35 protein-coding genes are annotated in these 26,983 nt (G+C 33.8%); 5 read left to right on the top strand and 30 right to left on the bottom strand.

The features are described from left to right. Nucleotides 1-118: 118 nt before the first annotated feature. The 8 genes from ACQKMF_RS23735 to ACQKMF_RS23700 all read right to left on the bottom strand — a co-directional run bounded on the left by ACQKMF_RS23735 (nt 119) and on the right by ACQKMF_RS23700 (nt 8,430). Entirely contained in the window at nt 119-343 is a 225-nt protein-coding gene (locus tag ACQKMF_RS23735; protein WP_427575252.1) for a hypothetical protein, read from the bottom strand. 558 nt (nt 344-901) lie between these two features. Continuing rightward, a complete protein-coding gene (locus ACQKMF_RS23730) occupies nt 902-2,038 on the bottom strand; it encodes an exosporium leader peptide (RefSeq protein ID WP_427575250.1) in 1,137 nt (378 codons plus the stop codon). 1,114 nt (nt 2,039-3,152) lie between these two features. Continuing rightward, nucleotides 3,153-3,626, bottom strand: a complete 474-nt coding sequence (locus ACQKMF_RS23725; RefSeq protein WP_427575317.1) for a TVP38/TMEM64 family protein — start codon at nt 3,624-3,626, stop codon at nt 3,153-3,155. Between the two features lie 270 nt (nt 3,627-3,896). Beyond that, a complete protein-coding gene (locus tag ACQKMF_RS23720; protein ID WP_427575248.1) occupies nt 3,897-4,985 on the bottom strand; it encodes a HAMP domain-containing sensor histidine kinase in 1,089 nt (362 codons plus the stop codon). Then, nucleotides 4,982-5,668: a response regulator gene (locus ACQKMF_RS23715; protein ID WP_427575246.1), complete on the bottom strand. Its 687-nt coding sequence runs from the start codon at nt 5,666-5,668 to the stop codon at nt 4,982-4,984. Before ACQKMF_RS23715 ends, ACQKMF_RS23720 begins: the two co-directional genes overlap by 4 nt. Further along, a complete protein-coding gene (locus ACQKMF_RS23710) occupies nt 5,658-6,254 on the bottom strand; it encodes a class I SAM-dependent methyltransferase (RefSeq protein WP_427575244.1) in 597 nt (198 codons plus the stop codon). The genes ACQKMF_RS23715 and ACQKMF_RS23710 overlap by 11 nt, the downstream gene beginning before the upstream one ends. Before the next feature lie 324 nt (nt 6,255-6,578). Continuing rightward, nucleotides 6,579-7,748 carry an MFS transporter gene (locus ACQKMF_RS23705; RefSeq protein WP_427575242.1) on the bottom strand — a complete coding sequence of 390 codons (1,170 nt, stop codon included), beginning with the start codon at nt 7,746-7,748 and terminating at the stop codon, nt 6,579-6,581. Nucleotides 7,749-7,920: 172 nt separating this feature from the next. Then, a complete protein-coding gene (locus ACQKMF_RS23700) occupies nt 7,921-8,430 on the bottom strand; it encodes a DoxX family protein (RefSeq protein WP_427575240.1) in 510 nt (169 codons plus the stop codon). 428 nt (nt 8,431-8,858) lie between these two features. Here ACQKMF_RS23700 and ACQKMF_RS23695 point away from each other — a divergent pair, with 428 nt between their 5' ends. Continuing rightward, nucleotides 8,859-8,987: a hypothetical protein gene (locus ACQKMF_RS23695; protein WP_301291960.1), complete on the top strand. Its 129-nt coding sequence runs from the start codon at nt 8,859-8,861 to the stop codon at nt 8,985-8,987. A gap of 250 nt (nt 8,988-9,237) precedes the next feature. Here the strand turns inward: ACQKMF_RS23695 and ACQKMF_RS23690 are convergent, their stop codons facing one another. The 8 genes from ACQKMF_RS23690 to ACQKMF_RS23655 all read right to left on the bottom strand — a co-directional run bounded on the left by ACQKMF_RS23690 (nt 9,238) and on the right by ACQKMF_RS23655 (nt 13,657). Further along, nucleotides 9,238-9,417 (bottom strand): hypothetical protein, encoded by a 180-nt coding sequence (locus ACQKMF_RS23690; RefSeq protein ID WP_427575238.1) that lies wholly within the window; start codon nt 9,415-9,417, stop codon nt 9,238-9,240. Nucleotides 9,418-9,614: 197 nt separating this feature from the next. Next, the gene (locus tag ACQKMF_RS23685; protein ID WP_144530050.1) at nt 9,615-9,851 is read right to left on the bottom strand and encodes a hypothetical protein; all 237 of its coding nucleotides are present in this window, start codon (nt 9,849-9,851) and stop codon (nt 9,615-9,617) included. 161 nt (nt 9,852-10,012) lie between these two features. Beyond that, entirely contained in the window at nt 10,013-10,507 is a 495-nt protein-coding gene (locus ACQKMF_RS23680; RefSeq protein ID WP_427575236.1) for a hypothetical protein, read from the bottom strand. Between the two features lie 371 nt (nt 10,508-10,878). Then, nucleotides 10,879-11,535 (bottom strand): VanZ family protein, encoded by a 657-nt coding sequence (locus tag ACQKMF_RS23675; protein ID WP_427575315.1) that lies wholly within the window; start codon nt 11,533-11,535, stop codon nt 10,879-10,881. Nucleotides 11,536-11,837: 302 nt separating this feature from the next. Further along, nucleotides 11,838-11,987 carry a hypothetical protein gene (locus tag ACQKMF_RS23670; protein ID WP_402940400.1) on the bottom strand — a complete coding sequence of 50 codons (150 nt, stop codon included), beginning with the start codon at nt 11,985-11,987 and terminating at the stop codon, nt 11,838-11,840. Nucleotides 11,988-12,245: 258 nt separating this feature from the next. After that, complete coding sequence (locus ACQKMF_RS23665) at nt 12,246-12,428, bottom strand: hypothetical protein (RefSeq protein ID WP_095396578.1); 183 nt, start codon at nt 12,426-12,428, stop codon at nt 12,246-12,248. A 315-nt stretch (nt 12,429-12,743) separates the two neighbouring features. Continuing rightward, a complete protein-coding gene (locus ACQKMF_RS23660; protein WP_427575234.1) occupies nt 12,744-13,013 on the bottom strand; it encodes a hypothetical protein in 270 nt (89 codons plus the stop codon). Between the two features lie 383 nt (nt 13,014-13,396). Then, nucleotides 13,397-13,657: a hypothetical protein gene (locus tag ACQKMF_RS23655; RefSeq protein WP_427575232.1), complete on the bottom strand. Its 261-nt coding sequence runs from the start codon at nt 13,655-13,657 to the stop codon at nt 13,397-13,399. 121 nt (nt 13,658-13,778) lie between these two features. On the opposite strand from ACQKMF_RS23655, the gene ACQKMF_RS23650 reads away from it, so the two are divergent. The 3 genes from ACQKMF_RS23650 to ACQKMF_RS23640 all read left to right on the top strand — a co-directional run bounded on the left by ACQKMF_RS23650 (nt 13,779) and on the right by ACQKMF_RS23640 (nt 15,447). After that, entirely contained in the window at nt 13,779-14,198 is a 420-nt protein-coding gene (locus ACQKMF_RS23650; protein ID WP_402940392.1) for a tyrosine-type recombinase/integrase, read from the top strand. Nucleotides 14,199-14,251: 53 nt separating this feature from the next. Then, nucleotides 14,252-14,431 carry a site-specific integrase gene (locus ACQKMF_RS23645; RefSeq protein ID WP_402940389.1) on the top strand — a complete coding sequence of 60 codons (180 nt, stop codon included), beginning with the start codon at nt 14,252-14,254 and terminating at the stop codon, nt 14,429-14,431. Nucleotides 14,432-15,015: 584 nt separating this feature from the next. Beyond that, the gene (locus tag ACQKMF_RS23640) at nt 15,016-15,447 is read left to right on the top strand and encodes an ASCH domain-containing protein (protein WP_063577328.1); all 432 of its coding nucleotides are present in this window, start codon (nt 15,016-15,018) and stop codon (nt 15,445-15,447) included. A 314-nt stretch (nt 15,448-15,761) separates the two neighbouring features. Here the strand turns inward: ACQKMF_RS23640 and ACQKMF_RS23635 are convergent, their stop codons facing one another. The 10 genes from ACQKMF_RS23635 to ACQKMF_RS23590 all read right to left on the bottom strand — a co-directional run bounded on the left by ACQKMF_RS23635 (nt 15,762) and on the right by ACQKMF_RS23590 (nt 23,235). After that, nucleotides 15,762-15,989, bottom strand: coding sequence for a DUF3953 domain-containing protein (locus tag ACQKMF_RS23635; RefSeq protein ID WP_427575313.1), 228 nt, complete (start codon nt 15,987-15,989; stop codon nt 15,762-15,764). A 206-nt stretch (nt 15,990-16,195) separates the two neighbouring features. Continuing rightward, the gene (locus ACQKMF_RS23630) at nt 16,196-16,687 is read right to left on the bottom strand and encodes a VOC family protein (protein WP_427575229.1); all 492 of its coding nucleotides are present in this window, start codon (nt 16,685-16,687) and stop codon (nt 16,196-16,198) included. Nucleotides 16,688-16,785: 98 nt separating this feature from the next. Then, nucleotides 16,786-17,061 carry a hypothetical protein gene (locus ACQKMF_RS23625; protein WP_053345726.1) on the bottom strand — a complete coding sequence of 92 codons (276 nt, stop codon included), beginning with the start codon at nt 17,059-17,061 and terminating at the stop codon, nt 16,786-16,788. A gap of 639 nt (nt 17,062-17,700) precedes the next feature. After that, nucleotides 17,701-17,934 (bottom strand): hypothetical protein, encoded by a 234-nt coding sequence (locus ACQKMF_RS23620; RefSeq protein ID WP_427575227.1) that lies wholly within the window; start codon nt 17,932-17,934, stop codon nt 17,701-17,703. Nucleotides 17,935-18,173: 239 nt separating this feature from the next. Further along, on the bottom strand, nt 18,174-18,725 hold the full coding sequence (locus tag ACQKMF_RS23615) for a GNAT family N-acetyltransferase (protein WP_328138870.1): 552 nt from the start codon (nt 18,723-18,725) through the stop codon (nt 18,174-18,176). A gap of 224 nt (nt 18,726-18,949) precedes the next feature. Beyond that, nucleotides 18,950-19,306 carry an MmcQ/YjbR family DNA-binding protein gene (locus ACQKMF_RS23610; RefSeq protein ID WP_427575225.1) on the bottom strand — a complete coding sequence of 119 codons (357 nt, stop codon included), beginning with the start codon at nt 19,304-19,306 and terminating at the stop codon, nt 18,950-18,952. Between the two features lie 189 nt (nt 19,307-19,495). Further along, nucleotides 19,496-19,675: a hypothetical protein gene (locus tag ACQKMF_RS23605; RefSeq protein WP_427575223.1), complete on the bottom strand. Its 180-nt coding sequence runs from the start codon at nt 19,673-19,675 to the stop codon at nt 19,496-19,498. Nucleotides 19,676-19,892: 217 nt separating this feature from the next. Continuing rightward, nucleotides 19,893-20,438 (bottom strand): YesK family protein, encoded by a 546-nt coding sequence (locus ACQKMF_RS23600; RefSeq protein ID WP_427575311.1) that lies wholly within the window; start codon nt 20,436-20,438, stop codon nt 19,893-19,895. Between the two features lie 977 nt (nt 20,439-21,415). Beyond that, nucleotides 21,416-22,327, bottom strand: a complete 912-nt coding sequence (locus ACQKMF_RS23595) for a VanW family protein (protein ID WP_427575221.1) — start codon at nt 22,325-22,327, stop codon at nt 21,416-21,418. Nucleotides 22,328-22,380: 53 nt separating this feature from the next. Then, entirely contained in the window at nt 22,381-23,235 is an 855-nt protein-coding gene (locus tag ACQKMF_RS23590) for a hypothetical protein (RefSeq protein WP_427575219.1), read from the bottom strand. Between the two features lie 253 nt (nt 23,236-23,488). On the opposite strand from ACQKMF_RS23590, the gene ACQKMF_RS23585 reads away from it, so the two are divergent. Next, nucleotides 23,489-24,205, top strand: coding sequence for a vanadium-dependent haloperoxidase (locus tag ACQKMF_RS23585; RefSeq protein WP_427575217.1), 717 nt, complete (start codon nt 23,489-23,491; stop codon nt 24,203-24,205). A 156-nt stretch (nt 24,206-24,361) separates the two neighbouring features. Here the strand turns inward: ACQKMF_RS23585 and ACQKMF_RS23580 are convergent, their stop codons facing one another. The 4 genes from ACQKMF_RS23580 to ACQKMF_RS23565 form a co-directional block, all read right to left on the bottom strand. After that, the gene (locus ACQKMF_RS23580; RefSeq protein WP_402940375.1) at nt 24,362-24,850 is read right to left on the bottom strand and encodes a GNAT family N-acetyltransferase; all 489 of its coding nucleotides are present in this window, start codon (nt 24,848-24,850) and stop codon (nt 24,362-24,364) included. A gap of 162 nt (nt 24,851-25,012) precedes the next feature. Next, nucleotides 25,013-25,357: a hypothetical protein gene (locus ACQKMF_RS23575; protein WP_427575215.1), complete on the bottom strand. Its 345-nt coding sequence runs from the start codon at nt 25,355-25,357 to the stop codon at nt 25,013-25,015. Nucleotides 25,358-26,408: 1,051 nt separating this feature from the next. Then, a complete protein-coding gene (locus ACQKMF_RS23570; RefSeq protein ID WP_350301337.1) occupies nt 26,409-26,540 on the bottom strand; it encodes a DUF6254 family protein in 132 nt (43 codons plus the stop codon). Nucleotides 26,541-26,608: 68 nt separating this feature from the next. Beyond that, nucleotides 26,609-26,791, bottom strand: a complete 183-nt coding sequence (locus tag ACQKMF_RS23565; protein ID WP_427575213.1) for a hypothetical protein — start codon at nt 26,789-26,791, stop codon at nt 26,609-26,611. Nucleotides 26,792-26,983 lie beyond the last annotated feature (192 nt).

The raw sequence follows: 26,983 nt of genomic DNA, 5'->3' as shown, positions 1-26,983 counted from the left end.
ACATGTTTATCGCGATTTGCTTCGTAGAGGTCTTTGGGTACGCCTAGTCCCTATTTATTTCCGTCCAGGAAGGGAGCCCTTTTACAGCTAAAGGTTGCAGGTGGAATTTTATATAAGTTTAGTTACCTTCTTGATCTTGTTCTTGTATATTAAAAAAATGCAATATACAATACTGTAATATTAATCCCTGGCTAAAATAAAAAATAATATTCTTCCAATCCTCAGCAACAGAAATGCCCCCTCCATTTGGATAAAAAACAAGGTGAAAACTAAATAAAAAACCAGCTAACCATGCAAAGCTCATATAAACTTTCATAATTCTTGTTAAAAGACGACGCGCCAATCTTCTCCCCCTTTTTTCTATGTGTGTACATATAGTCTGTCCACCTTTTGTTATAAAATTAGGGAGCAAATCCATTCTACTTACACACATCAAAAAATAAGGGAGGGAATACCTCCAACCTGATTATCGGCTCTGAAAAAGCCAAACGTTACCCTGCGATAAATCGGCATTACGGAAGAAGAAACAAACAATGTATTGAAACATATACCAAGAAGTAACTTATATTACCATTTTCATTGTTGAACTAACCTGCCCCGTTAGTGCCATAAGAAAAAGGCTGCCGAAACAACCCCTGTTAATGAACTAAAGCACCCTATAGTTTAAGTACACCATTTCACATTCTTTCTTGTGCAAAAAAGAAAAAAGGCGACCTCCTTCTTGAAATATCGGAACTATCCTGACCCGATAGTTGAATCAGGGATACTTTTTTCTTTTAATTCGAATGTATGATAATTGAAATGATCGCACATTCAAAAGGCCGCCAATTGACGGCCTTTCTATGGCGCTAAGCCTTTGGTAGTTGAATAAGACTTATTGTAGAGTTGATTCCAAACATAATTATGGAATGGGGCCAATACTGGCTGCTATTCTATCTAACGCTTCTTGTACTGTTGTTGGTGGAGAAGCTACCCAATCCCCTGGATTAGCAGGTGTATAAGCTAACCCGAAAGCGTCATCGACCCTAACCAAAAATGTATTAGTTCCTACAAGTGTTACTCGAGAACGAATAGGTATTGAATCAACGGTTGCTCTTACCCTTGTAATTACATTATTAACACCATTAACAACTAAACGTCCCGAATTAGGAAAAGGATTGAAAATGTTTTCCGTAATAGTAAAACTGGTTAAATTCAAAGGATCGATTGGAATATGACCAGATTGAACATTAATGATGATATTTCCATTTATTCCTCCACCTACTAAATTAACTTGGGTATCCGTAGTAGCTTGCGAATTAATCGTAATATTTCCACTAGAGACAAATGATGCAAACATCACCATATTAATTCCATTTTGGGTGTAACCAGAAGATAGCATCGAGTCACGAATATTGACTTGATTAACAGAAGTGGTTAAAGCAGTGAAGGTTGGAGCAGGGGTTAGATTAATACTGACAAAGAATAACTTACCACTAAAACTACTAGCTGTCACAAAGTTAAAATCAAGAGGTGCAGATAACAAAGTCAAATCCACAAATCCAGATCGATTATCATTTTGAAATCCAGTTTCAGACCATGATGGATCATTAATATCGAAAGGTATCGCTAGTCTGGTCAATAAAGTACTGGTTCCAATCAATTGAACATTTGCTTTTAAATGAATTAATGGTTCTGTGTAGTTACCTGGTCCAATAGAAATAGCATACCGTTTAGTAGGTGAAGCATCTGTGATAGATGCCATTGCTGCAGTGACTGTCAAGAATGGCTCACATTCAGAACCGTCAGCAGTCACATCATTACCAGCTTTATTTACAAAAATTATTTGAGTGGCTATTGGTAAAGGTTCTATGCATCCAGGTCCTGGTGGTCCTTGAGCGCCAGTAGCACCTGGTGGTCCTGGTGGTCCCTGAACACCTTTAGGTCCTGGTGGCCCTGGTGGTCCCTGAGCACATTTACTATGTTTTTGCTTAGATTTGCATTTACAATTACTATGGCCGCAATCTTTACATTTTTTATCTTTTTCATCCTTACCCAATTTTTTTATATCCTCCTTTTCAAAACATTACTATATCTTATGAATATGGGATTTTTCAGGATTGGATTGGACAAGTATCTAAGGGAGCTGAAAGTTGTGAACCCGGACTGCGCGTCGGGGATCTTCGCCGGCAGACCACAAAGCAATTCTTAGACCTCGGGGCTGAAGTAGGACTACAAAAAGAAGCTATTAACGAGGAAAAGGAAAAAACAATCTTGTTCGTTATTTCACAGGTACTTTTAAGAGACTCATGGATCGGACCTATTCTGATTTTCCTTTAGATGTTTTTTCAACCAGTAATTAATAAATTTCAATAATAAGCCACCAGTACATATTTTTTGCGTGTTTTAAATCTCTTAGTACGATTTTATAAAGTTAGAACAACTTAAACGGCTTTTACAGGCGTTTAAATTGTTTTCGAGTATTATAACTAATAAAAAAAAAGGCTTTAAGAACCTTATATATCAAGGTTAGCGCCTTATAGGTTGTGTTTAACAAATGATAAATCAAAGGAGTGATAAATTTAAAAGTGGAAGGTGTTAGAAATAACAAATGGTTAGTAATAGCGAAACATGGTAATTTGTATTCATTTAATCTCTCTATTAATAAAGACCGTGCTGAGATTGCAGGTTTGAGTAGATTATTAATGAATTACGCAGAAAGGATATAGTTAAAGAAATGAGTACCTGACTTTTGTTGGGTACTTCATTATTTTGTAGAAATAGAGGAGAGGTCGAAGATTGTTACAGTCCAACAAAAAAGTAACTATTCCCGTCAAGAATAATTACTCCAAAATAATGGGACTTTGAATTTCGCTTACTAAATAGGAGGCCAATCCTACCTAATTTTAGTATATGCAGTAACGATTTAATGGTGAAGATATCATATGTTGGATGAACAGTACGAATACACTACGCTTAATGAACTAACCTGCCCCGTTAGTCCATAAGAAAAAGGCTGCCGAAACAACCCCTGTTAATGAACTAACGCACCCGTTAGTTTAAGTACATATCTTCACAAACTGATTATTTTCAGCTCAAATATTACAATGAAGCTCCTCCGTTAGTAACATAGAAAACAGCTGCCTATAAAGCAACTGTTTAAAAAATAGTTTTTATTTTAATGGTAGGCCTGTATTTGTTTTTTTTAATGTGTTCCACATTTTTATTGATATAATAAATATCAATGCTATTGATACAAAAGTTAAAATTAACCCAACAGTAGATTTTGTAAAACTAACACCAATATAACTATATAAAAGTCTCATCGGTGCATTTGCAATTACTATAGTTAAAATGTAAGTAGAATATTTAATTCCATTAGCAGCCGATAAGAAACATAACATGTCTGCTGGAACTATCGGACAAATCATTCCCAAAGCCAGAAGCTTATAATTATAAGTTTTTATAAGAATGCTTAAATCTTTATGCCTATTCTCCATTAAGTTTTTTACTTTTTTTACAGAAACTTCACTTGAAAAGAAATATATCAGGGTTGCACTCATTACTAATCCAATTGTAGATAATATTGCCCCTTCTATTGGACCGAAGTATACCCCACCAAGAATCATTAAAGGTGTCCCAGGTATAAGAAATAATAATCGAAGTATCCATAACCCAATAAATATAACCAGTGCATATTTTTGATTTTCAGAAAAAAAGTGTTTAATTGTATTTATATCAGTTGGTAATAAATCAAAGTATGCTAAAGCAAAAAAGGATAATAGCCAAATGGCAATAATAGCATATTTTATTTTCAGTTTTCCTCACTCCCCTAAATGTTAACTAGGGTAATTGTAAGAGAAAATAATAAAGAAACACTTCATAAAAATATTAAGATTTCTTAAGATGATACTGTATTAAATGTTAAAACATAAAGGTAATTCCACTTTAAAGACAATCGTGTGATCTTTGTAGTCGACAGATATTATCCCATCATGTAATTCAACGATTCTTTTGGATATGGAAAGTCCCAGTCCAGCCCCATTATTACCCATTCTTGCTTTATCCCCCATAAAAAACCGATCAAATACCTTGTTTATGTCATGACTCGGAGGATTTTCCACTTTATTCAAGATTTCAAAATAGACAGATTTTTCTTCCTTGTGAAGGCTAATATATACTTCTGAAGGTTTATCACTATATTTTATGGCGTTACTAATAAGATTGTCGAATACCCGAACCAATCTCTCTGCGTCCATTAATACTGGAATATTTTTATCTTCGATTGTTTTATTAACGCTTAACTGTTCTCTCTCTAAAATGGGAATATATTCACCTATTACTTGTTCTATTAAATCTCGAATATCAACAACAGTTTTATTTAACTTAAATTCCTGATTGGATAGTCGAGTATATTCAAATAACTCATCAATTAATAATTTAAGTCTATGTGATTTTTGGTATGTTATTTCTAAGTATTCCTGTAACTGCTTTTGGTTTGTGTATTGTTTCCTTTTTAACAGATCTAAATAACCAATAATGGAGGTTAATGGTGTCCGTAAATCATGAGATACATTAGTTATGAGTTCGTTCTTTTCTTGCTCTAATTGTCTCTCTTTTTCAAACTTGTCATGTAACTCTTTAGACATGTAATTTATGTTATCCGCAAGCTGAGTCAATTCATTTTTGCCTCTCAATTCGATTGTTAGCCCCATTTCTCCATTTGCGATTTTTTGAATACTTAGTGAGATCAATTTAAGATAACCTAATTTTTTTCTTATTAAAATTATAAAGGTTCCTATAAACGTTAAAATTAAAAATAAAAAAATGAAGATGGCTAATGAGTAATATACAGAAATACTAAGATTATTAGGGGCCTTATTTTCCAAAAAATAGCCTATAAAACGCGCAAAAGGAATAAAAACGAGTATAGCTACAAGTAGACTTAGTGTAAATGCACCAAGTAATTGAAAGGATAATTTATTTGAAAACTTAACGATCTTCATATTTTATAACCTACTCCCCAAACTGTTTTGACATATATGGGTCGTTTAGGGTCCTGTTCAATTTTATCCCTTATTTTCGTAATATGGACCATCACATTATTATCCGATTTTAGAAATTCCTCCTTCCAGACGGCTTCGTATATCTTTTGTACGCTAAGTACAATCCCTTTGTTTCGTGCAAGCAACTCTAATATGTCAAATTCCATAGGAGTCAGCCTAACCTCTTGGTTTTGCACATAAACTTGTCTCGTATCCACATTTATTTTTAGTTCTCCTATTTCAATAACATTTTTACTAGCGCTTAAATCAGTATTATATTTTTTCGTTCTTCTTAGTTGAGACTTTACTCTGGCGATTAATTCCAAAGGATTAAAGGGTTTTGATAAATAATCATCAGCTCCTGACATAAGACCTTGTATTTTATCCATATCTTCAGACTTTGCCGAAAGCATAATAATAGGCATGTTTCTTTCTTCTCTAATTTTCATACAAGCTTGTATTCCATCCATTTTAGGCAGCATAATGTCTAAAATGATCAAATCAACTTCATTTTTTTGTAGAAATTTCATGGCTTCAATTGCGTCTTCAAATTTTTCCGTTACCATACCTTCATTTTCTAAATAAATTCCAATAAGGTTCCTTATCTCTTTATCATCATCAATTATAAGTATGTTAGATTGCATCTAATGTCTCCTTGTTTTTTTCTCGTGGTTCACACCTAAGAATATAAGCTGGAGGGATATTTCTATATTCTCTTTTTAAAGTGATTTTTGAAAAGTACTTTTTCAATAATGGTATTTTAACCTTGGTGTATTGGAATGTTACAAACTCCCCGCCTGTTTTTAATACGTTCAAAGTGCTTGATAATATCTTGTTTGATACATTCTGAGGTAAACTCGCAAACGGCAAACCAGAAATAATATAGTCTGCATAAGGAATTTTATATTCATTTAAATAGTGTTGAACATGTTCAGCTGAACCATGTATAACAATAAAGTTCTTTTCATTCCAGAATTTTTTTTTCAGTAAATAATAGAATTCCCTATTGTTTTCAATTAAAACAACAATTGTACTTTGGTTTCTTAGTACAAGGATCTTTTCTGTAAACACTCCAGTACCTGGGCCATATTCCACAATGTATTTTGCATCCTTAAAGTTAATTTCTTTTATCATTTTATTGCTAAGGTATCTTGAACTAGGTAGGATTGCTCCGACAGTTTTAGGATTGACAATGTATTGATATATAAAAGAAAAATCAAATTTTTTCATGTACTTACTCCTCTAGGTTTGTGATTCATAATCAAATCATAAAAAACAAACCTGAAGAAAAACTCGACAAAAAACTTAAGAATTCTTAAGTTTTACAAGTATATCCTTATGCAACTAACCTGCCCCGTTAGATGCATAAAGAAAAAGCTGCCTTAAGACAGCTCCGATCTTCAGCTAACGCACCCATTAAGAAAGGCGATTCTTATTAAAGAATCGGGCCCTTTAATGGAAGCATATTCATTTTTTGTTCATAATCTGCCTAACTACTTATGTGCTATATAAGAGCAGCCTCGATATGTAAGCATGCTATCAATCATTTAAATTCTATGTTGCTTTTCTTACGTTAATAGAGAGCATTCTAAATAACAAAATAGATGCAATCAAAGCGATAATCCCATTAATAAGGAATGAAACTTCAGCGCCAAATATCTGCCATAACAAACCTGTAAGCAAAGAAGCCGGAAATAGACCAATCCCCGTAATCATAGCATAGAAACCAAGTGCAGTTCCTTTACTTTCTGGATTGGATATATCAGCAACCAGCGCCTTTTCAACCCCTTTAGTAAAGGCTGAATACAGCCCATATAATGTAAATAGACCTATTAAACCAATCGTTGTATTTACTTCCGCAAAACCAATATATACAAATCCATATAACGCATATCCTACAGTTAGTATACCTCTTCGTCCGTATCGATCTGAGAACGCTCCGGAAATATATGAAAATAAAGACGCAGTAAGGTGAAAGAGTAGATATAATAATAGAACATTGGCAGTAGAAACTCCCAAATCTGCTGCTCTTAGTAAAAGAAACGAATTTGATGAATTAACAATAGTAAAGAGAAATACAATAAATAATAATTTTTTCACATTCGGATTTAGAAGTTTCACGTCAAGTTTAGATTTCGTGGCAGGCGGCATTTCTTTAACTATTGGTTCATACTTTCTTTCCTTTATGCCCAATAACAGTAACCAACCAATAATTACAGGGATTAAAGAATACAGGAAAACATCATGAAAGTTTTGATTTCCATTCATCTGTAATATGAAATAAGCAGCTCCAATCCCGATGGAAGCACCTAACATATCCATCATTTGATGTAATCCGAAAACTCTTCCTTGTTTATTTTTTCCTCCAGACTCGGATATAAGAGCATCTCTTGGAGCCGTCCGTATCCCTTTTCCCGTACGATCTATCAGTTTCCATATGAAAACGCCGACCCAGGAACTTGAAATAATCAAAGATATTCTTCCTAAACCTGATAAGCCATAACCAAACAAAGCAAACCCTTTTCTATTTTTCCGACGATCCGAACGACGACCAGAGAAAAATTTCAAAAAACTTGCCAAGGTTTCTGATAAACCATCTACAATCCCAATAATTAAAGGGCCTGACGAAGCAAGAAGAATTGGGATTAAAGGCGTCACCATATAAGTGCCCATATCTGTAAAAAAACTAACGAAGCTTAATATCCAAATGTTACTGTTTTTCAATTCGAAACCGCCCCTTAAAAATTAATTGCTGATAATCAGCTCCTGGTAATGCCTAAAGCACCCATTAGATCATTAAGGCTTATTGTAGAGTTGGCACATACTGTGCGCTATATCGGCAAAAAAGAGGTCAGGACCACTATCCCGACCTCTTTTTTTAATACTCTACTCTTTGTTAAGCTACATTTTTTACCTCTCTTGTTCTGTTAGCAAATAGTTTTTCTTTAAGTGTAGGTATAATCATACCATCTACTCCATATCTTCCTGCATTCATAGCAGAAACAAGGATAAACATGGATAATAGAACAAGTTGTGGATTGGTACTTGTCGTGCCACTAAACAAATAAGAGAAGTTCATAATCAGACCAAAAAAGACAGCTGTTTTAGTGAAACAACCCAGCAATAAACCTATCCCGACGAGGAATTCTCCCCAAGGTACTAACGTATTGAATATCTCGACATTAGGAATGGCTACATTTTCAAGGAATGCAACCCACCATCCCTGAACAGCCGGATGATCTCCAGTCGAATTTGCCAACGCACCCTGTAAGAAACCAGAAGCATCAAATTGTCCGCCTGTTAACTTCCCCCAGCCAGCCATAACCCACGTATATCCGAGATACACACGTAACACAGCCAAAAGAATGGAGACATTTTTGTTAAGCTTTAAAAGATCAATAAACATACTTTTCCTCCCTATAATTAAAAAATAATGACTAGGAGATATAATAACACAATTGAAAACGATTTTCATTATCAATTATGTAAATATTATATAAATAATCTCAATCAAAAAAGTTCGTAAAAGTGCACAAGAAGAGAAGCATATCAAGCAGGTCAAGGTAAACAATGTTTACCCTCCGTTGATAGAAGATTCAGTTACAAATCCGCAGGGATCCAAATGAGTTCGAGGAAAGACTTAAAGGTACGCCCTAACACTTTCATAAAAAATCACTTTTTTACCTATAATAACGTGTGAAGTGTCGTTCACACTACAGGACCCAAAACGCGGTTTGACCGTGAACTTTAAAAATCTAATCTTTACATTTTCAAAGGAAAAAACATATAAAAATATGTTATATTATGGAACAACAAAGAAGGAGGAATTGTTCAATGAAATACCATTATAATTTTATAATTGATGGAAAGCTCATCGAAGTTGAGGAAAGAAATTATGAACGTGCTGAGGAGCGTGCTAAAGAAATTCTGGCAGAAATGAATCAAATAAAAGCCAAAAAATAAAAGCCTATTCGAGACTAAAAGTCTTGGTTAGGCTTTTATTTTTGCTTTTTTTTAAATGGGACCATATCGTCATGAAGATAAAAAATATGGAGCTAGATTGTATACTGCTTGGGTTAAATTAAAAAGTGCAGGGGTCACTGTTGCTACCTTAAAATTAGGTAATCATTATTCTATAAGAAAAAGAGCTTCTAATCAGCTCCTGTTATTGAAGTAAAGCACCGGTTAGTTTTAAATCAAATTATTTTTACATCTATTTATCTTCGTTATTACTTCTCTCATTATTTTGAAGATAAATCTTTTTAAGAGTTGAATTTATATTATTCAATGCAATTAGAATAACCCCCAACATAAAAAAGGTTACTATTTCCCCAGTAAACATAGCTACTATTCCTAAAATTACAGCATAAAGAATGTATAACCAATTACTCATTTATTCAATTTCCTCCATAATCTACGCAATTAACTAATTTTACCACAAAATTTTAATTTTCTTTATACAACTATCCTGCCCCATTAGTGCCATAAGAAAAAGAGCTGCGGAAGCAACTCCCTTATTGAAGTAAAGCAGCCATTAGTTCGAATCACTTATTTCTAGTACATTCTGGAGTATCACAGAGTGGACATTCCTCATATTGCTTTTCCTTTGCTAGAAATAAAGTAAATCCCAAGAATAAAAGTAATTATTAAAATGACACAAATTACCCAATACATCAAAGGATATTGATATAGTACTGTTGCTGTTGTAACTCCTGAATTCGTATCGGTTGTTGTTATTTTATTCTCAAGAGGATCATAAAGCATGTCCACATTTAAGTATGTTAGTAAAGATGAAAGAGTAAGAAATATTCCTATCGCACGTTTCATCATTTTCACCTCCTAAAACCGTTAAACTGTATACAGTTTAACGTAAAAACAAAATCCTTCCTTCTTCAACTAACCTGCCCCGATAGTTCCTTAAGAAAAAGCTGCCTTTAAAGACAGCTCTGATCTTCAGCTAACGCACCCGTTAGTTTAAGTATAGGATTTCACAATCCAACTATTGACACAACCAATTCATGTGACATGCCAAGATGGTGGTATTTAATTATGACTCTGTCAATACTATGTTCATGCCCTAACGAAAGAGCATAAATAGTATCATATTCTGTTGCAGTACCAGCATTTACTTTATCGAGTTGCTTTTGTGGGTCTGTCTTTGGTTTAAGAGTTATAGAATCTAATCCTTTGAAGGTATATTCACTTTCTTCTTCGCCATTAAAATGGTCAGAGATAATAAACCCTTTTGGATGATAACTCACTTGTAATTTCACTTTGGAGGGTACAACTTTATCATTGACAAGAACTTCTTCAATTTGAATATCCCCAAATGGACTTTTATTTCCTACCGAAACCAATTGTATCTGTTTATCATTCGCTGAAGCACTTGGATAAGCTACTAAGGGTTGGTTTAATTTCAGATATAAGAAAAAACCTATAAATAAAACCACAATACTAATAATACCTATTAACACCTTTTTCAAAAAAACACTCCTTTATTATCCTGCCCCTTTAGTTCCATAATACTTATTGTAGAGGTGACATATACTGTTACATAAAAAAAGACGGCTTTACCGTCTAATAGATTGCACTAGTTTTCTAAGTAAAAACAAAACTAATATTGCGAAAAGAGAAGATAGAATTAATCCTGGAATATTTATAGTAGTTAACAAATTTACACCGCCCAATTAATTTCATTAACTAAATTTTAGGTGTTATTACATAAATAGTCAATGAACAAGGTTCGAATAAGCTACGCTTCTAGAACTAACCTGCCCCGATAGTTCCATAAAGAAAAAGCTGCCTTAAAGACAACTCTGATCGTCAGCTAAAGCACCTGTTTATTAAATAAAATTTATATTTTAGTTCCTTTATCGTTATCAAACAAACTTGAATTCCCAGAGTTTAAATTTTGTAATATTTCGATCTGAAATTTATCGGCTATTTTAAACGTAAATTTATAAATGAAGTATCCAAGAATAACACCTAATACATTACAAATTACGTCATCAATATCAACTGTTCTTCCCCGACCACCTGCTATTAGTTCAATAAATTGTATAGATTCTATACTAATTGATATAACAAAACCGAATAGTACAATATTTTTAAAACCCTTAAATTTATTCCATATTATCGGTGATAATACACCCAAAGGCATCAATAATAATATATTTCCACCCACATTTCTAATAATTAGACTAATCATAAACACGGTATCACCGTCATATGCAATACCTATTTGTTTAATATCGTTTATAATTCCAACAAATGGAATGAGATTTAAGCCAAACTTAATATTTTGCATATTAAAATCAATCCATAAAGCTAATGGAAACAGTGTAACGGAAACAACCATAAGTATGTATAAAACAAAAAGAAAATTAATAACTTCCCTTAACCAATATACTTGTTTTTGTTTTTTTAATTTAAACCCTATTAAAATACCTCTTCCAGCCAAATAACATATAACTCCAATTCCAATAAGTAAACTACCATTAATCAAATACACTCCATCAACCCTTCCTTCCAGCTCAAACAAACCCTTATTTTACCATAAATTATACCTTTGTTGGAATTTAATTCTGTTCGTTGATTATCACCAATAAAACCAAGATTTTATTGCGTTTCTTAATGAACTATCCTGCCCCGTTAGTGCCATAAGAAAAAGCTGCCTTAAAGACAGCTCTGATCTTCAGCTAACGCACCCGATAGTTCTATAAGACTTATTGTTGAGTTGACAAGTGAAGGAGGGAGTAGGATGGAGAGGATCATTAGAAAAGATAGAAAAACGCCACAAAAAAGGCGTTCAATTTAATCATCTTTATTTATTTTACCGTCGTTCCCCTTGTCAATACCAGTAGCGTTATTAACTATTTGTGGAAACAAGTTTAACCCTTGATCCAAGGCATTCATTGAATCGGATTTTTGGCCAAGATTTTTTGATTTTTCTTGTTTTTTCATTTTTGTCGCCTCCTAAAATTAGGATTCGTAGTAGATCAAAAAATATTCTGAAGTAATTTAAAATGATTATGTTGCACAGTTCGAATAAACTATGCTTCCTGAACTAATCTGCCCCGTTAGTTGAACATGTAAAAATGCACACTAGAGTCATTTAATGCTTTCATAACACAAAACCACAATTACACAATTGAAAGGTGAATAAAAAAAGAACCTCTAAAGAGATTCATTAAGGTGTATCTACTAATTTATCTATTTGAATTAAGGAAAAAAATCTGCCAAATTAATTGGAGGATGTTTAGGTATATCTTCTAATTTATCCACTAATTTTCCATTTTCATCGAAAAGGTAAAGGGATGGTTTCCAAGTCATCCAATCTTCGGATGCCGGAATCAAAAAATAGGCACAGGCAAGAATCAAAGATAATTTAAGTAAATTTTTCATTTACATCCTCCCGGTTAGTGTATTAATAAAAATCCTTTATTTTATATTTCTTTTCCACGTTTTTCAGGTATTGAGTGGTATTCTTATTAAATACTTTTATAATCTTGTTACAATAACTCATCTGATTAACAAGAGTTTCATATCTATCAGGATCGCCGGGTTCCTCGATGAGCTGATCATATGCAACAGTGACCGAATGGATGGCACTTACGATTGTGAAGTATCTGGTTGTAAAGTCATAAGGAATATTTGCTCGCTCTTTTTCTAATAATGTATGTTGTTCTTCGAAAAAACCTTTGCTGTTTTTAAGAATTTTTAAAAGTCCTTCGTTTCATAACCTTCTTTATCTATCATTTCTCTTAATACTTTCAATGTCAATTGTTCCCATTGAGATAGATAAACCAAATGATCATTAATAACTTTCATTGTGCCATAGCAACGAAAATTAAATTCCTTGTTCTTTTGCCAGTTGTTGTAAATCAATATGCCTACTGCTACCGAACCTGATATAAATGAACCGATTAATGAACCATAAAAACTGGGTGGTAACCCTGAACTTTGAACTGCTGCTCCGATTAAAAACATATCTCTCCCCCGAAATTAGCTTTTTTTCCTTATTATCGCATGTAAAAAAAGAATAGAAATTGATACAAATAAAAAAAAAGCCCTCTAAATTCTTTGGTTTAAGGGTTGTCCAATCCAAAATATTAGTTGATTATATGGCGTACTTTTCTTACTAAATCTGTAATGTCATTTTCTCCGTTGTAAACAACTCTAACAATTTGAAAGTCGTCTGGATAGCGAACAGTGTTTTTTATCTTTTGTATCCACTCATATGCTGATACAGCAGCAGTCCATTCCGGTTCTTTTCTAAAGTCAGTTGTTATTACTGAACAACTACCAGACTGTAAGAAATTAGCACCGTTCGCAAACAATTGAACCTCAATTTGAATCTTTATTTGTTACTCCTAAATCTCTGTGCCTTTTTTTGTGTATTCTTCATCCTTAAGTTCAATAGTGTTATTTGAAACAGTTAAAGTAATATCAGCTAAATGAACTTTTGAGACCTCAGGCATTTTATGAAGCCAACTAGAAAGATCATCAAATTTTTCTAATTTAGCCAGTGTAGGTGCTTCAAATTTGGTGTCCTCATGATCATATCCAAAGAAATCAACATCAGTCTTTGTAGAAGCAGGATGAATATATATAAATAGGTTGTCTTTATTCATTACTCTTCTTCCTCCTTCTCATTGAACCCGAGGTTCTTTAATTTCTTCCTCAGTTAATTCTACACTTACTACAAAATTACCTGCCTCATTCGAACCATTGAATCGAAGCGACATTCGTTATATGAAAAGCAAGAATTGTAAGACCGTAACTATTAACACGCGTTTAAGGGAGATAAGAGCTTTCTTTAATTTCCTCGTTAGAGAGCGGCTAATAACGAAGAAACAAAATCCAATGAGTGAAATAAAGCTGTTAAAAGATAGGAAGTGCGCTGTTCCAACATATACAAATGATGAACTTGACCTTCTCTTTAAACAACCTAATCACAGAAAATTTACAGGCATCAGAGACTTAACAATTATGATGCTGCTTGAAACAGGTATAAGGGCATCTGAATGTATAGGAATCAATATAAAAGACATTGATTACTCGCGCTCAAGAATACTGATTCAAAACACAAAGGGATACAAACAACGCTTCGTACCGATTCAAGACAGGATGAAAGAACAACTCCAACGATACCTCTCGATTAGAGAGTATTAGAACATGATTTTCTATTTGTAAATATCGACAATGATCCATTAACTAAAAGACAGATGCAATCGCAAATATCCAGATACGGTAAAGCGATAAATATCCAAGCTACTTGTCATAAATTCAGACATACTTTTGCTCGATTATCTGTAGAAGCATCTGCTGGTATCTTTGAACTTCAAGCAATTTTAGGACATACATCAATGGAAATGGTAAAGCACTATGTAAATTTGTTTTCTTAAGACGTTATCAGAAAGCACAAAGAGTTTTCACCGATTGAAAATATAAATAAAAAAAGGGTACGAAATTAAGTCGAATGAAAAAAAAAAGACAAGGTACTCGCAATACCCTGCCTCCAAACATTTTAAATCAATAATCCTATAAAACTAAATATGGAATTTCCTTACCCCTATAGTATGGAAAAAAATTCGATGTTGCAAGGTGTCTTTAGTATTGCCTTTTTTAGGGTATTCCCTTGTGAGCTGCCGTTAAGCACAAGTTAATAGACAAAACAAAGGAAAAAATAGCTGATTTTAAGCAGGAGAAAACTGTTCTACAATTCGATTTTTCTAGCTTTATGGACAGTGAAAAGTTAGAACCGTTTACTGTAGAACTGCCAAAATAATGCACTAGCATCTATTATGTCCACATGCACTTAGTGTTGCAACAAAATATAGTTAGGACCACGAGGACAGCGTACATTTTGGTTAGCTGTCTTTTTTATGGCAAAAGAGAACATTAAATCTAGATACAGTCTATATTATCCTTATTCAAGGGAACTATATAACCAATTAACTTAATGATGTCAGGAGCAGGGGGATTAATAATGAAAGTACTGTCGATGATCCAGCCTTGGGCAAGCTTATTTGTCCTTAGGGAAGCCGAATATGAAACAAGGACTTGGAGAACGCATTATCGGGGTCCTCTTGCTATTCATACGAGCAAAAAAGTAGATAAGCCCGCCTGTAGACTGGATGGAGTTGCCGAGCTGCTGGCTAAGCATGGGTATACAGAAGATAATCTGCCGACCGGAATGATAATTGGAGTCTGCAAGCTGAAAAACTGTTTGAAAATAGAAGAAAACAATGGAAACTGGGCGGTCTTAGAAGATAGTCGGGTTATTTCAGGGAACGACTTGTTTTTAGGGGATTACAGAGTTGGCGGCTATGCCTGGGAAATTGAGGACATGCGGATGCTCGATGAATATATTCCTGCAAAAGGGCAGCTTGGGCTGTGGGAGTTTAGCGGAAAGATATAAGTATCAAACCATAGTGGCACTGAATCTGGAAATTCTATGCTTGTGGTTCTCTTGGGGTTGCCATTTGATTAGGAATTTACTGTTTTTTTGGTGGTTTTTCATAGTTCTGAGACTAATTTTTGCTTGTTTCCCCATTGCGCGGTTCAAAAAGAGGGAGAAATATGATGGTTTTTAAGGGATATCGGTTTCCGCAAATGGGGAATTTAACATTTTTTAGCCCGACTCAAAATCGTGTTCCTCTGGAGTGCCGGTTCGACCCCGGCCACCGGTATCACCAATAGCGAAGAATCGCTATTACATCAAGCTCGAACCCGTTAATTCATTAAGAAAGCCTGTATGGAAGCAAAGAAAACAAATAAAGAGATAGCAATATTAATATACCCCCAAAATCCTTTTCTGTCTTTTTGAATTTCGGCTAATCCTGTCACCAATATTAGTGCCCCAAGGAAAAACATATAATAAGGCATTAACTCCAAGGTTTGAGTTATTAGACTATAACCTGATAGAACAATAACCACTATTATTAAGATAATTCTAACCATTTTCAAGAATATATTTCCCCCTAAAAATTAAGTTCTGTACAATTTCTTTTTCAATCATACCATTTGACACCTTTTCATTTGTGTGAAAGATGGAAATTCCTTCTTTCACTAATCTGCCCCTTTAGTTCCATAAGAAAAGAGCTGCCTTAAAGACAGCTCCGATTTTCATCTAAAGCACCCGTTAGTTCATTAAGCAAAATAAATAATTATGCCTTCACTTTTTTTAATTTACTTTTAGCTAATTCCTCCCAATCTTCAAAGGACAGCTTATCAGTAATATGTTTTAAAGCATTAGGAACTTCAACAGAACACATCATTTCCAAACTGTTACCATCAGGGTCTTCAAAGTAAACGGAAGCATTTTCTTGATATGGTCGAATAAATGGCTCAATGGATTTTCTACTACCAAATGGCAAGACTTTAACTTGAATAGAATCTAACCATTTTAAAGAATCTTTTAAATTTTCATATGAAACTCGAAAAGCAATATGTCGTAAGGAAGGATGGTATGGCGTTTGATACTCATTTCCCTCCCACAAACCTAACCAACTTTTTCCTTTTTCAATCCCAAAAAAAGCAGTTTCTTCATCACGCCATGCAAGTTCCAAACCCAGCTTTTTATAAAACTCCAATGAAACATCTAAATTTTTTACAGGCAAATGTGCTTCAAATATATTACCAATTAAAGATAAACACATGTTTTATACAACTAATCTGCCCCGTTAGTTTAAGTTTATTTCTTCACAAACTTTTTAGTATTTCATTTAATACAGGACAGGAATGCTGCCCCGTTAGTTTACCCATTTATGAATTTCCCTAATGAATAAACCAATAAAATTAATAATTGATAAAGAGTAAAGGGGATTAGTGTAAGGAATGGGATGTACTTCATCTTATGTTGTTCTTTCCTTATCACAGCGATAATCGTACATATAATAGAAACACCATACAGGCTCAAACTACTAATTAGTAATATATCACTAAACTTAATTATTTCAATTGCAGCAAATAAAAGTAATGGAGCCATAACTCCAACTATGGCTGACGTAAAACTAAACATATTTTTCTTCATTTCAATTTCCATCCTCAATTCATTTGATAATGGTGGTGGCAGCCACACATCTTGAACTATAGCACAAGTTAGCTTAATAAAATTTTCTCTGTTAATCACTCTTTTTTTCAATAATAGATTTATTTAATCCTACTTGTCTTATTCTACTAACCTGCCCCGTTAGTGCCATAAAAAAAAGGCTGCCTCGGCAACCTTGAGTCTTTTACAAGAAGTAGAAATTCCTTTCATTATTTGAATTTGTCAGGTTGTTCTACATAGAACTCTAAATACCCACATTTAGAACAAACATAAGTAGATACTTTGCTGTAAATCGGACTATCCGTGAAAAAACCTCTTGGTTCTTTGTTTATCTGAAATTCACCTTGAATTCCAGAAATATAGGCTCTAGTAAGTTCGTTGCCGCATTTGCTACAAGTTTCCATTATTTATCATTCCTTATCGTTATCGTTTCCTACCCGTATTACTCTCTTTTATACGATTCCTAAATTAATAAAGTTTCAATCCTTCTTCAACAAACCTGCCCCGTTAGTTCCATAAGAAAAAGAGCTGCGCAAGCAACTCCCTTATTGAAGTAAAGCACCCATTAGTTCGATTCAATTATTTCTAGTATATTCTGGAGTATCACAGAGTGGACATTCCTCATATTGCTTTTCCTTTGCTAGAAATAAAGTAAATCCCAAGAATAAAAGTAATTATTAAAATGACACAAATTACCCAATACATCAAAGGATATTGATATAGTACTGTTGCTGTTGTAACTGAATTCATATCGGTTGTTATTATTTTATTCTCAAGAGGATCATAAAGCATGTCCACAATTAAGTATGTTAGTAAAGATGAAAGAGTAAGAAATATTCCTATCGCACGTTTCATCATTTTCACCTCCTAAAACCGTTAAACTGTTTTAACGTAAAAACAAAATCCTTCTTCAACTAACCTGCCCCGTTAGTGCCATAAGAAATAGGCTGCCTCACCCAACCTTCCTTTAGTAGAATAAGTGCAGCCAGATATTTCTGGTTGAACCCATTAATTCACCGTCGGCCCACCATTTGGCGAATAATTCAGCATATCTCCACCCAAAAACGGAACCGATTACAAATAAGCAGTATAATCTATAATCCTACTGAGTTAATAATTCCATAATATACTAGATCTTCAAATCGATTTTCTTTCCTCACATGGTCAATTAATATCCCTTCTTTTTTCAAGCCTAATTTTTGCATCACTCTTCCTGAAGCTGGATTTGAATTAAAGTAACGAGCAAATACTTTATGGTATTGCTTTTCTTCAAATGCAAAATGTAATATAGCTTGCGCTGCCTCTGTAGCATATCCATTTCCCCAAAATTTTTCACCAATCCAATAGGCTATTTCACCATTATTAAACTTTTGGTTGTTAGATAACGCTATAGCTCCATATAATTCTCCACTTTCCTTATCTGTTATAGCAAATTCATATGATATATTTGCATTAAAATTATCAAGATGATGCTCAATCCATGATAAAGCATCCTCTATAGAGTATGGATAAGGTAGGTACAATGTATTTTTATAAATATTATAATTATTACAAAGTTTAGTAACAGCTACTGCATCAGATTTTTGAAACAGTCTTAGTACTAGCCTTTTAGAGGTAATTGTTTTATTTAGATTATCAAATATCATAAGAAATCCTCCTTAATTTTGGATACTTATTCTTGTATACATTTACTATAATTATCCAAAATTTCTTATTCAACTAAACTGCCCGGATAGTTCCATAAGAAAAAGCTGCCTTAAAGACAGCTCCGATCTTCAGCTAACGCACCCATTACTTTAAGTAGATTATTTCACAATCATAGTAAGTTCCACAGAAAAAGGCATAAATCCTTCCTGCTGAATCAATGCCTTCACTTTTTGAAATTAACTTTACTATTATTTTTTTTAGTTATCATATAGCTTTGTTTTATCATTTCGTAAATGTCTTCCTTTGGAACAGTACCGTCAAGAATTATCGAATTCCAATGGTCCTTATTAAGATGAAATGCCGGAACTACCGAATGGTAAATCTGACGCCAATAATCTAAAAAACCAGGTTCACATTTCACATTAATCCAAATATGTCCATCTTTTTCAAATATCCACGCAAACACTTTCTTGTTATCTATATGTCGCATTAACGTCCAATTCTTATCACGAAATGGATAATCTTCATATGTATTACCCATTCCCAAACAGTAACCGATAGCTCCCTCTCTATTTTTCATTGTTAACCTCTTCTCTAACATAATAACTTGCTAGTTTTTTAATAAAACTGCATCCTTAATTATAACCCCTGGACGCTTTATTGCACTAACCTGCCCCGTTAGTTCCATAAGGAAAAGAGCTTCTAATCTAATCAGTTTCTGTTATTGAAGTAAAGCACCGTTTAGTTTTAAATCAAATTATTTTCACATCTATTTATCTTCGTTATTACTTCTCTCATTATTTTGAAGATAGATCTTTTTAAGAGTTGAATTTATATTATTCAATGCAATTAGAATAACCCCCAACATAACAAAGGTTACTATTTCCTCAGTAAACCAAGATACTATTCCTAAAATTACAGCATAAAGAATGTATAACCAATCACTCATTTATTCAATATTCTCCCTAATCTACATAATCAACTAATTTTACCACCAAATTTTAATTTTCTTTATACAACTAACCTGCCCCGTTAGTTCCATAAGAAAAAGGAACCATCCAAGTATGAACAAATTATAAAGGTTTAATCAAATATACCATCCCCATAATTTGTTCCATCCGTATCCAAAATGACTACCTTTGATTTAATACGAGTAAGTGCTACAGCTATATACGGATTAGCTCAGGATTTTTATTATAAGATGTCCGAATGCGAATGATAGTCTTCTCACTATCGTCTTTCACTTCCAACACTTCAATGGTATTTCCCTTTCTTTCACCACCCAATGATATTAGTAAAAAGTCCTCCCCTTCACCTCCATTAAACTTTTTGTAACCGACAATCGATGTATCTTTCTCGATTTTTTCAATATAATCCCCGGTTTCATCATCCGTCAGTCTTTCTTTATCCACTACCCAGTAGTCCACTTGATTGATGAACCCAATGAATATATGAATAACGACGATGAGTGGAACCCCTATAAAGAGTATTTTCTTTCCTATAACATATTTCTTTAAGAAAAAGTATAGAATCGCCAGTGTGAATACTCCAAGGCTCAACACAGCATACGGCATTCCCTCAAACCCACCAATCACAGATAAGGAAAACACTAAAATCAATATGCCTAGCGAAAATTGAAGTAAGAGTTGCGTTCTATCCTCTATCCCTTTTACAAATACATAAGCGAGTCCGAATACAATCATTGCTAGAATTATTCCTGCTTCATAAACGTATAAAAAAATACTTATCTCTCCCTTGGTTGTTATTTACCTCTAATTTGTTTGTCGTAATTAAAAAGCCTAGTGTATTTAGGATTGTAATACAAAGCCGTAAACCAATCGTATTCTTTTAAAATTTAATGTGTTTGTCCGTATGTTTCTTACTATTAAGCAATGACATTGATGCAACGAATAAAAAATCTAATACTAACGATAATAATTCACCCATATGAACGGGCCTCCACTCTCTAGTTACCGATGAGAAATAATCTTGGAAGGTTTATTCCTTAAATTATCATAGGAAAACATTTGAACAAATTTAAACCCGGTTCCAAGAGCTTCTTTCTTAATATTGTTTGAGTTACAGTTAGGGCATTGGTCGTCGTTCATCCTCTTTAATCCTCATTTGGATAATATTACTAGTCAATAGGATACCACATTCATTTATTTTATTACTATTCTTAAGGAGTATTAATGTTCACCGTACATATTGTGTCAACTCTACAAAAGCTACTTAAACTAACAGTTGCGTTAGTTAAATAAAAAGAAAAGGAGAGTACATATTATACATGGCTAATATGTGCTCTCCTTTATTTATTAAGTTTTTTTATAATTTAGGTCTTGATACGGTTATTAATTTTCAATATACCAATGCATTAATAACCGGATTAAGAATAGACAAAATTGGTTTGCTTCTAGGAATTGAAGAAAATAACCGGATAAAGCCAGCCGGCATAATGGAGTTTGTCACTCCTGCAGACAGGAAACAATTCTATAGCTAGTATCAGGATATAATTGTTGGTGAAATTCATTTATAGCTCCGAAGATTAGCTGCAAGGGGAAGGCTCAGAAATTATACAACGAAAGGCTATTGCGTATCCCGTCCATATTGTTGGATTGAAAATGAAATTTTTCAGAAATATTTTAGTAGATGATTTTATAAAAAAGTAACCGTTCGTAAAAGTGTACTTTTAGGAACGGTAAATCTGTTCTTTTGATTTCTGATTTGAAGCAGCGGGAACTTTTCGTGTCTTATAATTTATCATATCTGAAGAGTAAACCATGATACTTACCATTCCTCCTTGGGTTGTAGCTCGGATTAGAATAGGTTGATTGTATGTGTTTTTAAAACTAAAATCAGGACCATACCAGCTTACTGTAGCATCGCGGCCAGATGGAACATACGGAACGCTCCTAGTATGGGAATAGCGTTGAATAGTTTTCAATCCTGCATTGTCGATAGCATTAAACAGGGTGGATGACACCTGACATATCCCTCCACCAATCCCTTCAGAAAACTCTCCTTTAACGATAACTCGAGCGAGCATATATCCTTTATTTAGTGATCTCTTGCCAACGGCTTGATTAAAAGAAAATACCTCTCCAGGAAACACGACATAATTATTAATGGCTTCTGTAGCAAGCGAGATATTATTTGTACGATTTTTGTTGTTCACATTAAAATAAGTTCTATATTCACCTATCTTTTTTTCACGAATCTCTGCAAGTAATTCGCTGTCAACTTTTGGATGAATAGCAAGCAAAGGTACTTCTAGTTTATATGCTTTACCACTGTACAAAAAGGAATAAAATTGCTCTTTAAATGCTTGATGGTATAGCTTGTAACCTACCCGCCCTGGAAGAATATTACCTTGTTTGTCTATTGTGGCATCTACAGGTTTTTGGTACACTTGTCGATCTATTTTTTCGACAAATTGATTGTATTTATCCACGTCCATGATAGGAACATCCAGTAAGGGCAAAGTAATATCAGCATGGTTGACACTGGCAATCGTTTGTCCTTGGTGGGTTACCGATAAGCTTTCAGAAATATTCACAGGTTGAACGAATAGTAAAAGTCCGGCAATCCATGTTAATCGCATAGAATGCACCCCCACAATGGATTGGAATTTATTTTTCGGTATCTTCACAAATCTTATTTTAAGGCTTCATAGATCGCCTCTTGATCAATGAACCAACAATCAGTCAAACTCTCCCTACGGATCATAAAATGGATGATTTTGCTTTCACTCCCTTTTCTCTCTTTATAAACCTTCACTTGAACCGGTACATCCACGAATATTAACCTGTTTGCGTCTTCAAGTGGTTGTCTTGAAAAATCTCCAACCCCAAAGTATGTAATATTTTCAGCAAGTTTAATGAAACGTTTGGAATGATCCGAATTTGATAAGGTCATTGATAATAATTTTCGATCTCCTTGATTTATGGCAATGGTAAAAATATGGATAAGTTCGTAGGGACTTATCGTGCCTAAATATTCATCAAGCTTACCGGCCGCTTTCAGTATCATCAATTTATGCGCGGAATCTTCGTTTTTTAAACGATGCGTTAAACTTCCATAGAAATGAATACAGAAGTGGCCTGGAAAACCATTTTGAAGAGAACCGGCACCATGTGGCATTCCATTCATAGAGGCAGCGATCATTTGATTATTAATTAATACAATAATCGCTCTTCTTTTCCAGCTCCATTGATTATGATAAATTTTCTTCATAATCTGAGTATCATCCTTGGTTATTGGCTGAGCATCGACATGATGACTACCTGCTCTTCGTTGAACCTTAAATGATAATCCCGTTTCAATGTCTATAATGGTGAAAGTCGTTTTATTAGGAATAGTGTTGTTTACTATCTCCCAAGGTAATATCTCAGTTTTAAAGTTTATAGGTACTTCTTTATCTTCCCATTCATTCGCATAGACCGAGTGACTCAACATTAAGACAGATATAAAAATAGCGATAAATCCTTTATAACTTTTTTTGCTGTTCATATTATTTCTCCTGCTTTTTTTTTATTATTTCAGGATATGATCATTAAAATACCTTAGAATATTTGGAAGTTTTTCAAATAAAACTTTGAAATGTTAATTTATGTTGTAAAGCTGGGAGAATCAGCTATAAAGGCATAAATTGGCTCAACCCCCTGATCTTTCTCTCTGATAAGGGATCAAAAAGTTATATGGTCATATTTCATTACTCTTAATCATAAGGAACAAGGAGAACATTTATTAGGGGGTGGTCTTTATGAGAACAAGTTATAGAAGATGGACAGAATTTCCTTACCCAGGGGAAAGTAACCCCCCTAAAGGTTCTCCAGAAGCAGGAAATTGGCCAATGTTTTTTATTTCAAGGGGAAGAGACAATGAGTTCCTGGACCCCTTTCATCAACGAATCATTTGGCGAATTAAAAATCCTCTAGATATTGATTGGGTAACAGAGTTATTCATTGTAGAAGATACATTAAAGTCATTGACTTCCCAGCAAATAAGCATCGCACAATATTGGGGAACAGGTGAATTAACGGCGAAAATTACCACTCTAATTTTCAATTTATCTGAAAAGTATATGCTGGGATCACCGAGTGTTGCAAGGGTTCAGAGTTATTTCCACGCGGCTATGAATGATACCTTTGTTATCACGTGGTTTCTTAAATATCATTGGGATGTTGCACGTCCAAATCAATATGGCAGAAATCTGTCTACTGTGTTGTTTACCCCTCGTTTTCCCGCTTACCCTTCTGCACACGCAACTGTGGCGGGATGTGCAGAGACAGTATTAAGTTATTTCTTCCATCAAGAGTCTTCAGAAATAAAAAAAATAATGGAAGAAAGTGCTCAATCTCGTTTGTACGCTGGCGTACATTTTAACGTGGATAACAATGAAGGCTTAAGGTTTGGCAGACAAATTGGAGAGGTAGTTGTAAGTTACTTAAGGGCACAAAATCTAAATACGCCTCAATAATATTTTGGGTTCAGGTTGTGCTAACCTGAACCTTTTTTATAATCAATTGAATATATTAAGATCTTAAGATCGCTTTTTAATCTTAGATCCTAAAGAAAAGGCTTCTTTAAAGACAGCTCCGATTTTCAGCTAATGCACCCGTTGTTTAATATCTGTTTAAATTTGAAAGGATTGAACCAAACATTCTTCATTATCGACAATTTGCTTTTTTTCTTCAAAATCTATATTTAGCTCACTAAAAATCTTTCTCCAAAATATAACAGCAGGGATATTCTTGGCTAATTGAACAACAAAGTAACTACCTTTTTTTTGTTTAAACAATTCCTTTAATAATGAAATTGCAGCACCTTTTCTTCTATATTTTTTCAAAATAAAAATATCATTAATGCTGTAATCATAGTCCTTATTTAAAAACGGCCTTTCTAACAGTAATAAAAAACCGACAATTTTCATATCTTTTTTCAAAAAATATGGTGTTAATCCTTCCCTCTTCCAAATTAATTCAAATGAATCAAATTCAAATGAACCATCTGTTGATATGTCTAAACCGTCGGTAAACTCCGAAAGGTCATGTAAATAAAGGGAATATAAATTCTGAAGAATATGCTTTTCATCTTTGGAAATGGGGTTGATTGAAACAGCCATTGTTCTACCTCTTTTACATTTACTTAATCTCTTACTTAATTAATTTCGATATAAAGTTTCATTTGTCCTTCATGAACTAACCTCCCGCGATAGTTGCATATAAAAAAGCTGCCTTAAGACAGCTCCGATATTCATCTAACTCACCTGTTAGTGGAATGAGGATTAATGATTTTTATTGGCATACATTCTTGCCATTGTCAAAGGTGAAAATTTAATTCTATATTTCCCTTCAAGTTCTTTCTTAACTTTCTCTGTTAAATTTAATCCTTGTTTATTGTGTTCTTCTTCAAGTTCAATCCCATTATGAAGCAATTTATCTTCATCCCAATCAATCCATTCACCATACATATTTACCCATTCAATCAATTCTCTACTTAACTTATTTGAAATCGGAATATCCTCTATTTCCAAGTTACAACCACATTGATTGCACCATATACGGTCCGCCCCAACATCACCTTCAACTTTTAACTCACTTGTTTCTTTTTGTTCACAATGACATTCCATATTATTTTCTGACTCCTCTACTACACGCTTTTTTATTATATATTACATTACTTTTGTTAAAGTAATTGCCCCGTAAGCTCAATAAGAAAAGCGATTCTTCTTTAAGAATCGCGCAGTTTGTAGACAAAAGGGTTCTTTCTAAAAGTTAAAACAAAGTTGATTGGAGCGGGTGCCCTACGTTCCAATCAACGATCAAATTGTACATGCCACTGTATAAAAAAAACATCCGAACTTACGAGTTGGATGAAAGAGTAAATGGGATTAAGATTGAATATGTAGAAAAATAATCACTATTCATTAAAGGTTTCAATGCCTCATTTTTGCTATAATATTTCGTGCTAATAATACACCAGAAAACAGTGAGAAAGTATATGTTTTTCCCGCAAAACTCCCCATTGAGAGAACCTCATGCCTTTTCCCTTATCCCTTTTCGATCATGTAAAATTTCTTGAATGATTTCAATATGAACAAAAGACCATGATCTTTCATGAAAGTGAAGAAACACACTTATGGAAAGAATCGAAATATATATTATACTAAAGACGACCCAAAGCAAACTCCCATCTTTAAAAAGGAAATCTTGCAATTGATTTGAAAACAGAAGAAAAAGCCAAGGCCCAGAGGATATTATAATAGGAATGATCCCCGATCCGTTTTTCTCTTTTATCATACAATAATAAATTTTTTTTAACGTATCACTATCAATCGAACTATAAAAATTTTGAATTTCTTCCACTTCAATCAGTTTCTTCATCCCTTTGAAAGATCGGTCTTTGTATGAGGCTTTTTTTAATTGAAGATAAATTTTATGAGCATCTCCCCGTAACGAAAACATATATCTAATCTTTCCCCCCTTCCAAAAAACTCCTTACTAAAAGGTTTTGTAATAATCCGCATTTTTATGTAGTCTTTGTCTTTTACAGTATCTACTTAAGGGGATGACATACGAATCATTCTATTACCTAAAAAAAAGCCAGCTCGTATATATAAACCTAAAAAGACCATAATCATCGATGATTATGGCCTTTTAGGTAACGAAAAGAGAACCGTTTTACTTAGTTTCAGATTCATTTTTGCCCGTATCTTCAGCTAATTGTTCAAAGGAATTGACCTTACCATGTGGATTCTGAGATTGTTTACGATCTTTCCATTGGCGTTCTTGCTGTCGCTTGGATTGAGTCATCTAAATAAGCTCCTTTACATAAAGTTAAGTAAAAAGTTTGAAGCACGATAAGCGTACTCGAGCAGGCATCAATGCATGCCTTTCCACTCACCTTGATTTTTAGATGCTTTTTCTTTTTTTACTTTATTTTTATGTGCTTGATTAGCATTTGCACTGCCGAATTCCTTAGAGAATTCAGAATCAGTTTTGCTTGAATCAAACCCTTGTTTGTTTTTTTGATCTGCATCATTTTTCTTTGTTCGTTTTGCCATGTATACCCCTCCTTCTTAACTTTAGTATGAGATCAGAATGAAGAAATATACTCCGAATAAAACCGGCAGTAGCATGAATCCGTCATGTAATTCGGGTAAATAATAAAGTGAGTAATGAGTTCCAATTTGTTTTTAACCGTTCGTGCAGTACCATCCAAAATTATTGAACCTGAGGGTTAAATAAAAGTGGGC

It is taken from the genome of Peribacillus sp. NPDC101480, assembly GCF_050277335.1.
Taxonomy (GTDB): domain Bacteria; phylum Bacillota; class Bacilli; order Bacillales; family DSM-1321; genus Peribacillus.
Note: the sequence above shows the minus strand (reverse complement) of the source record. Positions and strands in the feature narration are given on the sequence as shown.

Coding starts and splice junctions, on each gene's coding strand:
- ACQKMF_RS23720 (WP_427575248.1), bottom strand. CDS start 4,985: ATGAAGATCGTTAAGTTTTCAAATAAATTATCCTTTCAATTACTTGGT.
- ACQKMF_RS23715 (WP_427575246.1), bottom strand. CDS start 5,668: ATGCAATCTAACATACTTATAATTGATGATGATAAAGAGATAAGGAAC.
- ACQKMF_RS23710 (WP_427575244.1), bottom strand. CDS start 6,254: ATGAAAAAATTTGATTTTTCTTTTATATATCAATACATTGTCAATCCT.
- ACQKMF_RS23700 (WP_427575240.1), bottom strand. CDS start 8,430: ATGTTTATTGATCTTTTAAAGCTTAACAAAAATGTCTCCATTCTTTTG.
- ACQKMF_RS23695 (WP_301291960.1), top strand. CDS start 8,859: ATGAAATACCATTATAATTTTATAATTGATGGAAAGCTCATCGAAGTT.
- ACQKMF_RS23690 (WP_427575238.1), bottom strand. CDS start 9,417: ATGAGTAATTGGTTATACATTCTTTATGCTGTAATTTTAGGAATAGTA.
- ACQKMF_RS23685 (WP_144530050.1), bottom strand. CDS start 9,851: ATGAAACGTGCGATAGGAATATTTCTTACTCTTTCATCTTTACTAACA.
- ACQKMF_RS23670 (WP_402940400.1), bottom strand. CDS start 11,987: ATGAAAAAACAAGAAAAATCAAAAAATCTTGGCCAAAAATCCGATTCA.
- ACQKMF_RS23665 (WP_095396578.1), bottom strand. CDS start 12,428: ATGAAAAATTTACTTAAATTATCTTTGATTCTTGCCTGTGCCTATTTT.
- ACQKMF_RS23660 (WP_427575234.1), bottom strand. CDS start 13,013: ATGTTTTTAATCGGAGCAGCAGTTCAAAGTTCAGGGTTACCACCCAGT.
- ACQKMF_RS23655 (WP_427575232.1), bottom strand. CDS start 13,657: ATGAATAAAGACAACCTATTTATATATATTCATCCTGCTTCTACAAAG.
- ACQKMF_RS23650 (WP_402940392.1), top strand. CDS start 13,779: ATGAAAAGCAAGAATTGTAAGACCGTAACTATTAACACGCGTTTAAGG.
- ACQKMF_RS23645 (WP_402940389.1), top strand. CDS start 14,252: ATGCAATCGCAAATATCCAGATACGGTAAAGCGATAAATATCCAAGCT.
- ACQKMF_RS23640 (WP_063577328.1), top strand. CDS start 15,016: ATGAAAGTACTGTCGATGATCCAGCCTTGGGCAAGCTTATTTGTCCTT.
- ACQKMF_RS23635 (WP_427575313.1), bottom strand. CDS start 15,989: ATGGTTAGAATTATCTTAATAATAGTGGTTATTGTTCTATCAGGTTAT.
- ACQKMF_RS23630 (WP_427575229.1), bottom strand. CDS start 16,687: ATGTGTTTATCTTTAATTGGTAATATATTTGAAGCACATTTGCCTGTA.
- ACQKMF_RS23625 (WP_053345726.1), bottom strand. CDS start 17,061: ATGAAGAAAAATATGTTTAGTTTTACGTCAGCCATAGTTGGAGTTATG.
- ACQKMF_RS23620 (WP_427575227.1), bottom strand. CDS start 17,934: ATGAAACGTGCGATAGGAATATTTCTTACTCTTTCATCTTTACTAACA.
- ACQKMF_RS23615 (WP_328138870.1), bottom strand. CDS start 18,725: ATGATATTTGATAATCTAAATAAAACAATTACCTCTAAAAGGCTAGTA.
- ACQKMF_RS23610 (WP_427575225.1), bottom strand. CDS start 19,306: ATGAAAAATAGAGAGGGAGCTATCGGTTACTGTTTGGGAATGGGTAAT.
- ACQKMF_RS23605 (WP_427575223.1), bottom strand. CDS start 19,675: ATGAGTGATTGGTTATACATTCTTTATGCTGTAATTTTAGGAATAGTA.
- ACQKMF_RS23595 (WP_427575221.1), bottom strand. CDS start 22,327: ATGCGATTAACATGGATTGCCGGACTTTTACTATTCGTTCAACCTGTG.
- ACQKMF_RS23590 (WP_427575219.1), bottom strand. CDS start 23,235: ATGAACAGCAAAAAAAGTTATAAAGGATTTATCGCTATTTTTATATCT.
- ACQKMF_RS23585 (WP_427575217.1), top strand. CDS start 23,489: ATGAGAACAAGTTATAGAAGATGGACAGAATTTCCTTACCCAGGGGAA.
- ACQKMF_RS23580 (WP_402940375.1), bottom strand. CDS start 24,850: ATGGCTGTTTCAATCAACCCCATTTCCAAAGATGAAAAGCATATTCTT.
- ACQKMF_RS23575 (WP_427575215.1), bottom strand. CDS start 25,357: ATGGAATGTCATTGTGAACAAAAAGAAACAAGTGAGTTAAAAGTTGAA.
- ACQKMF_RS23570 (WP_350301337.1), bottom strand. CDS start 26,540: ATGACTCAATCCAAGCGACAGCAAGAACGCCAATGGAAAGATCGTAAA.
- ACQKMF_RS23565 (WP_427575213.1), bottom strand. CDS start 26,791: ATGGCAAAACGAACAAAGAAAAATGATGCAGATCAAAAAAACAAACAA.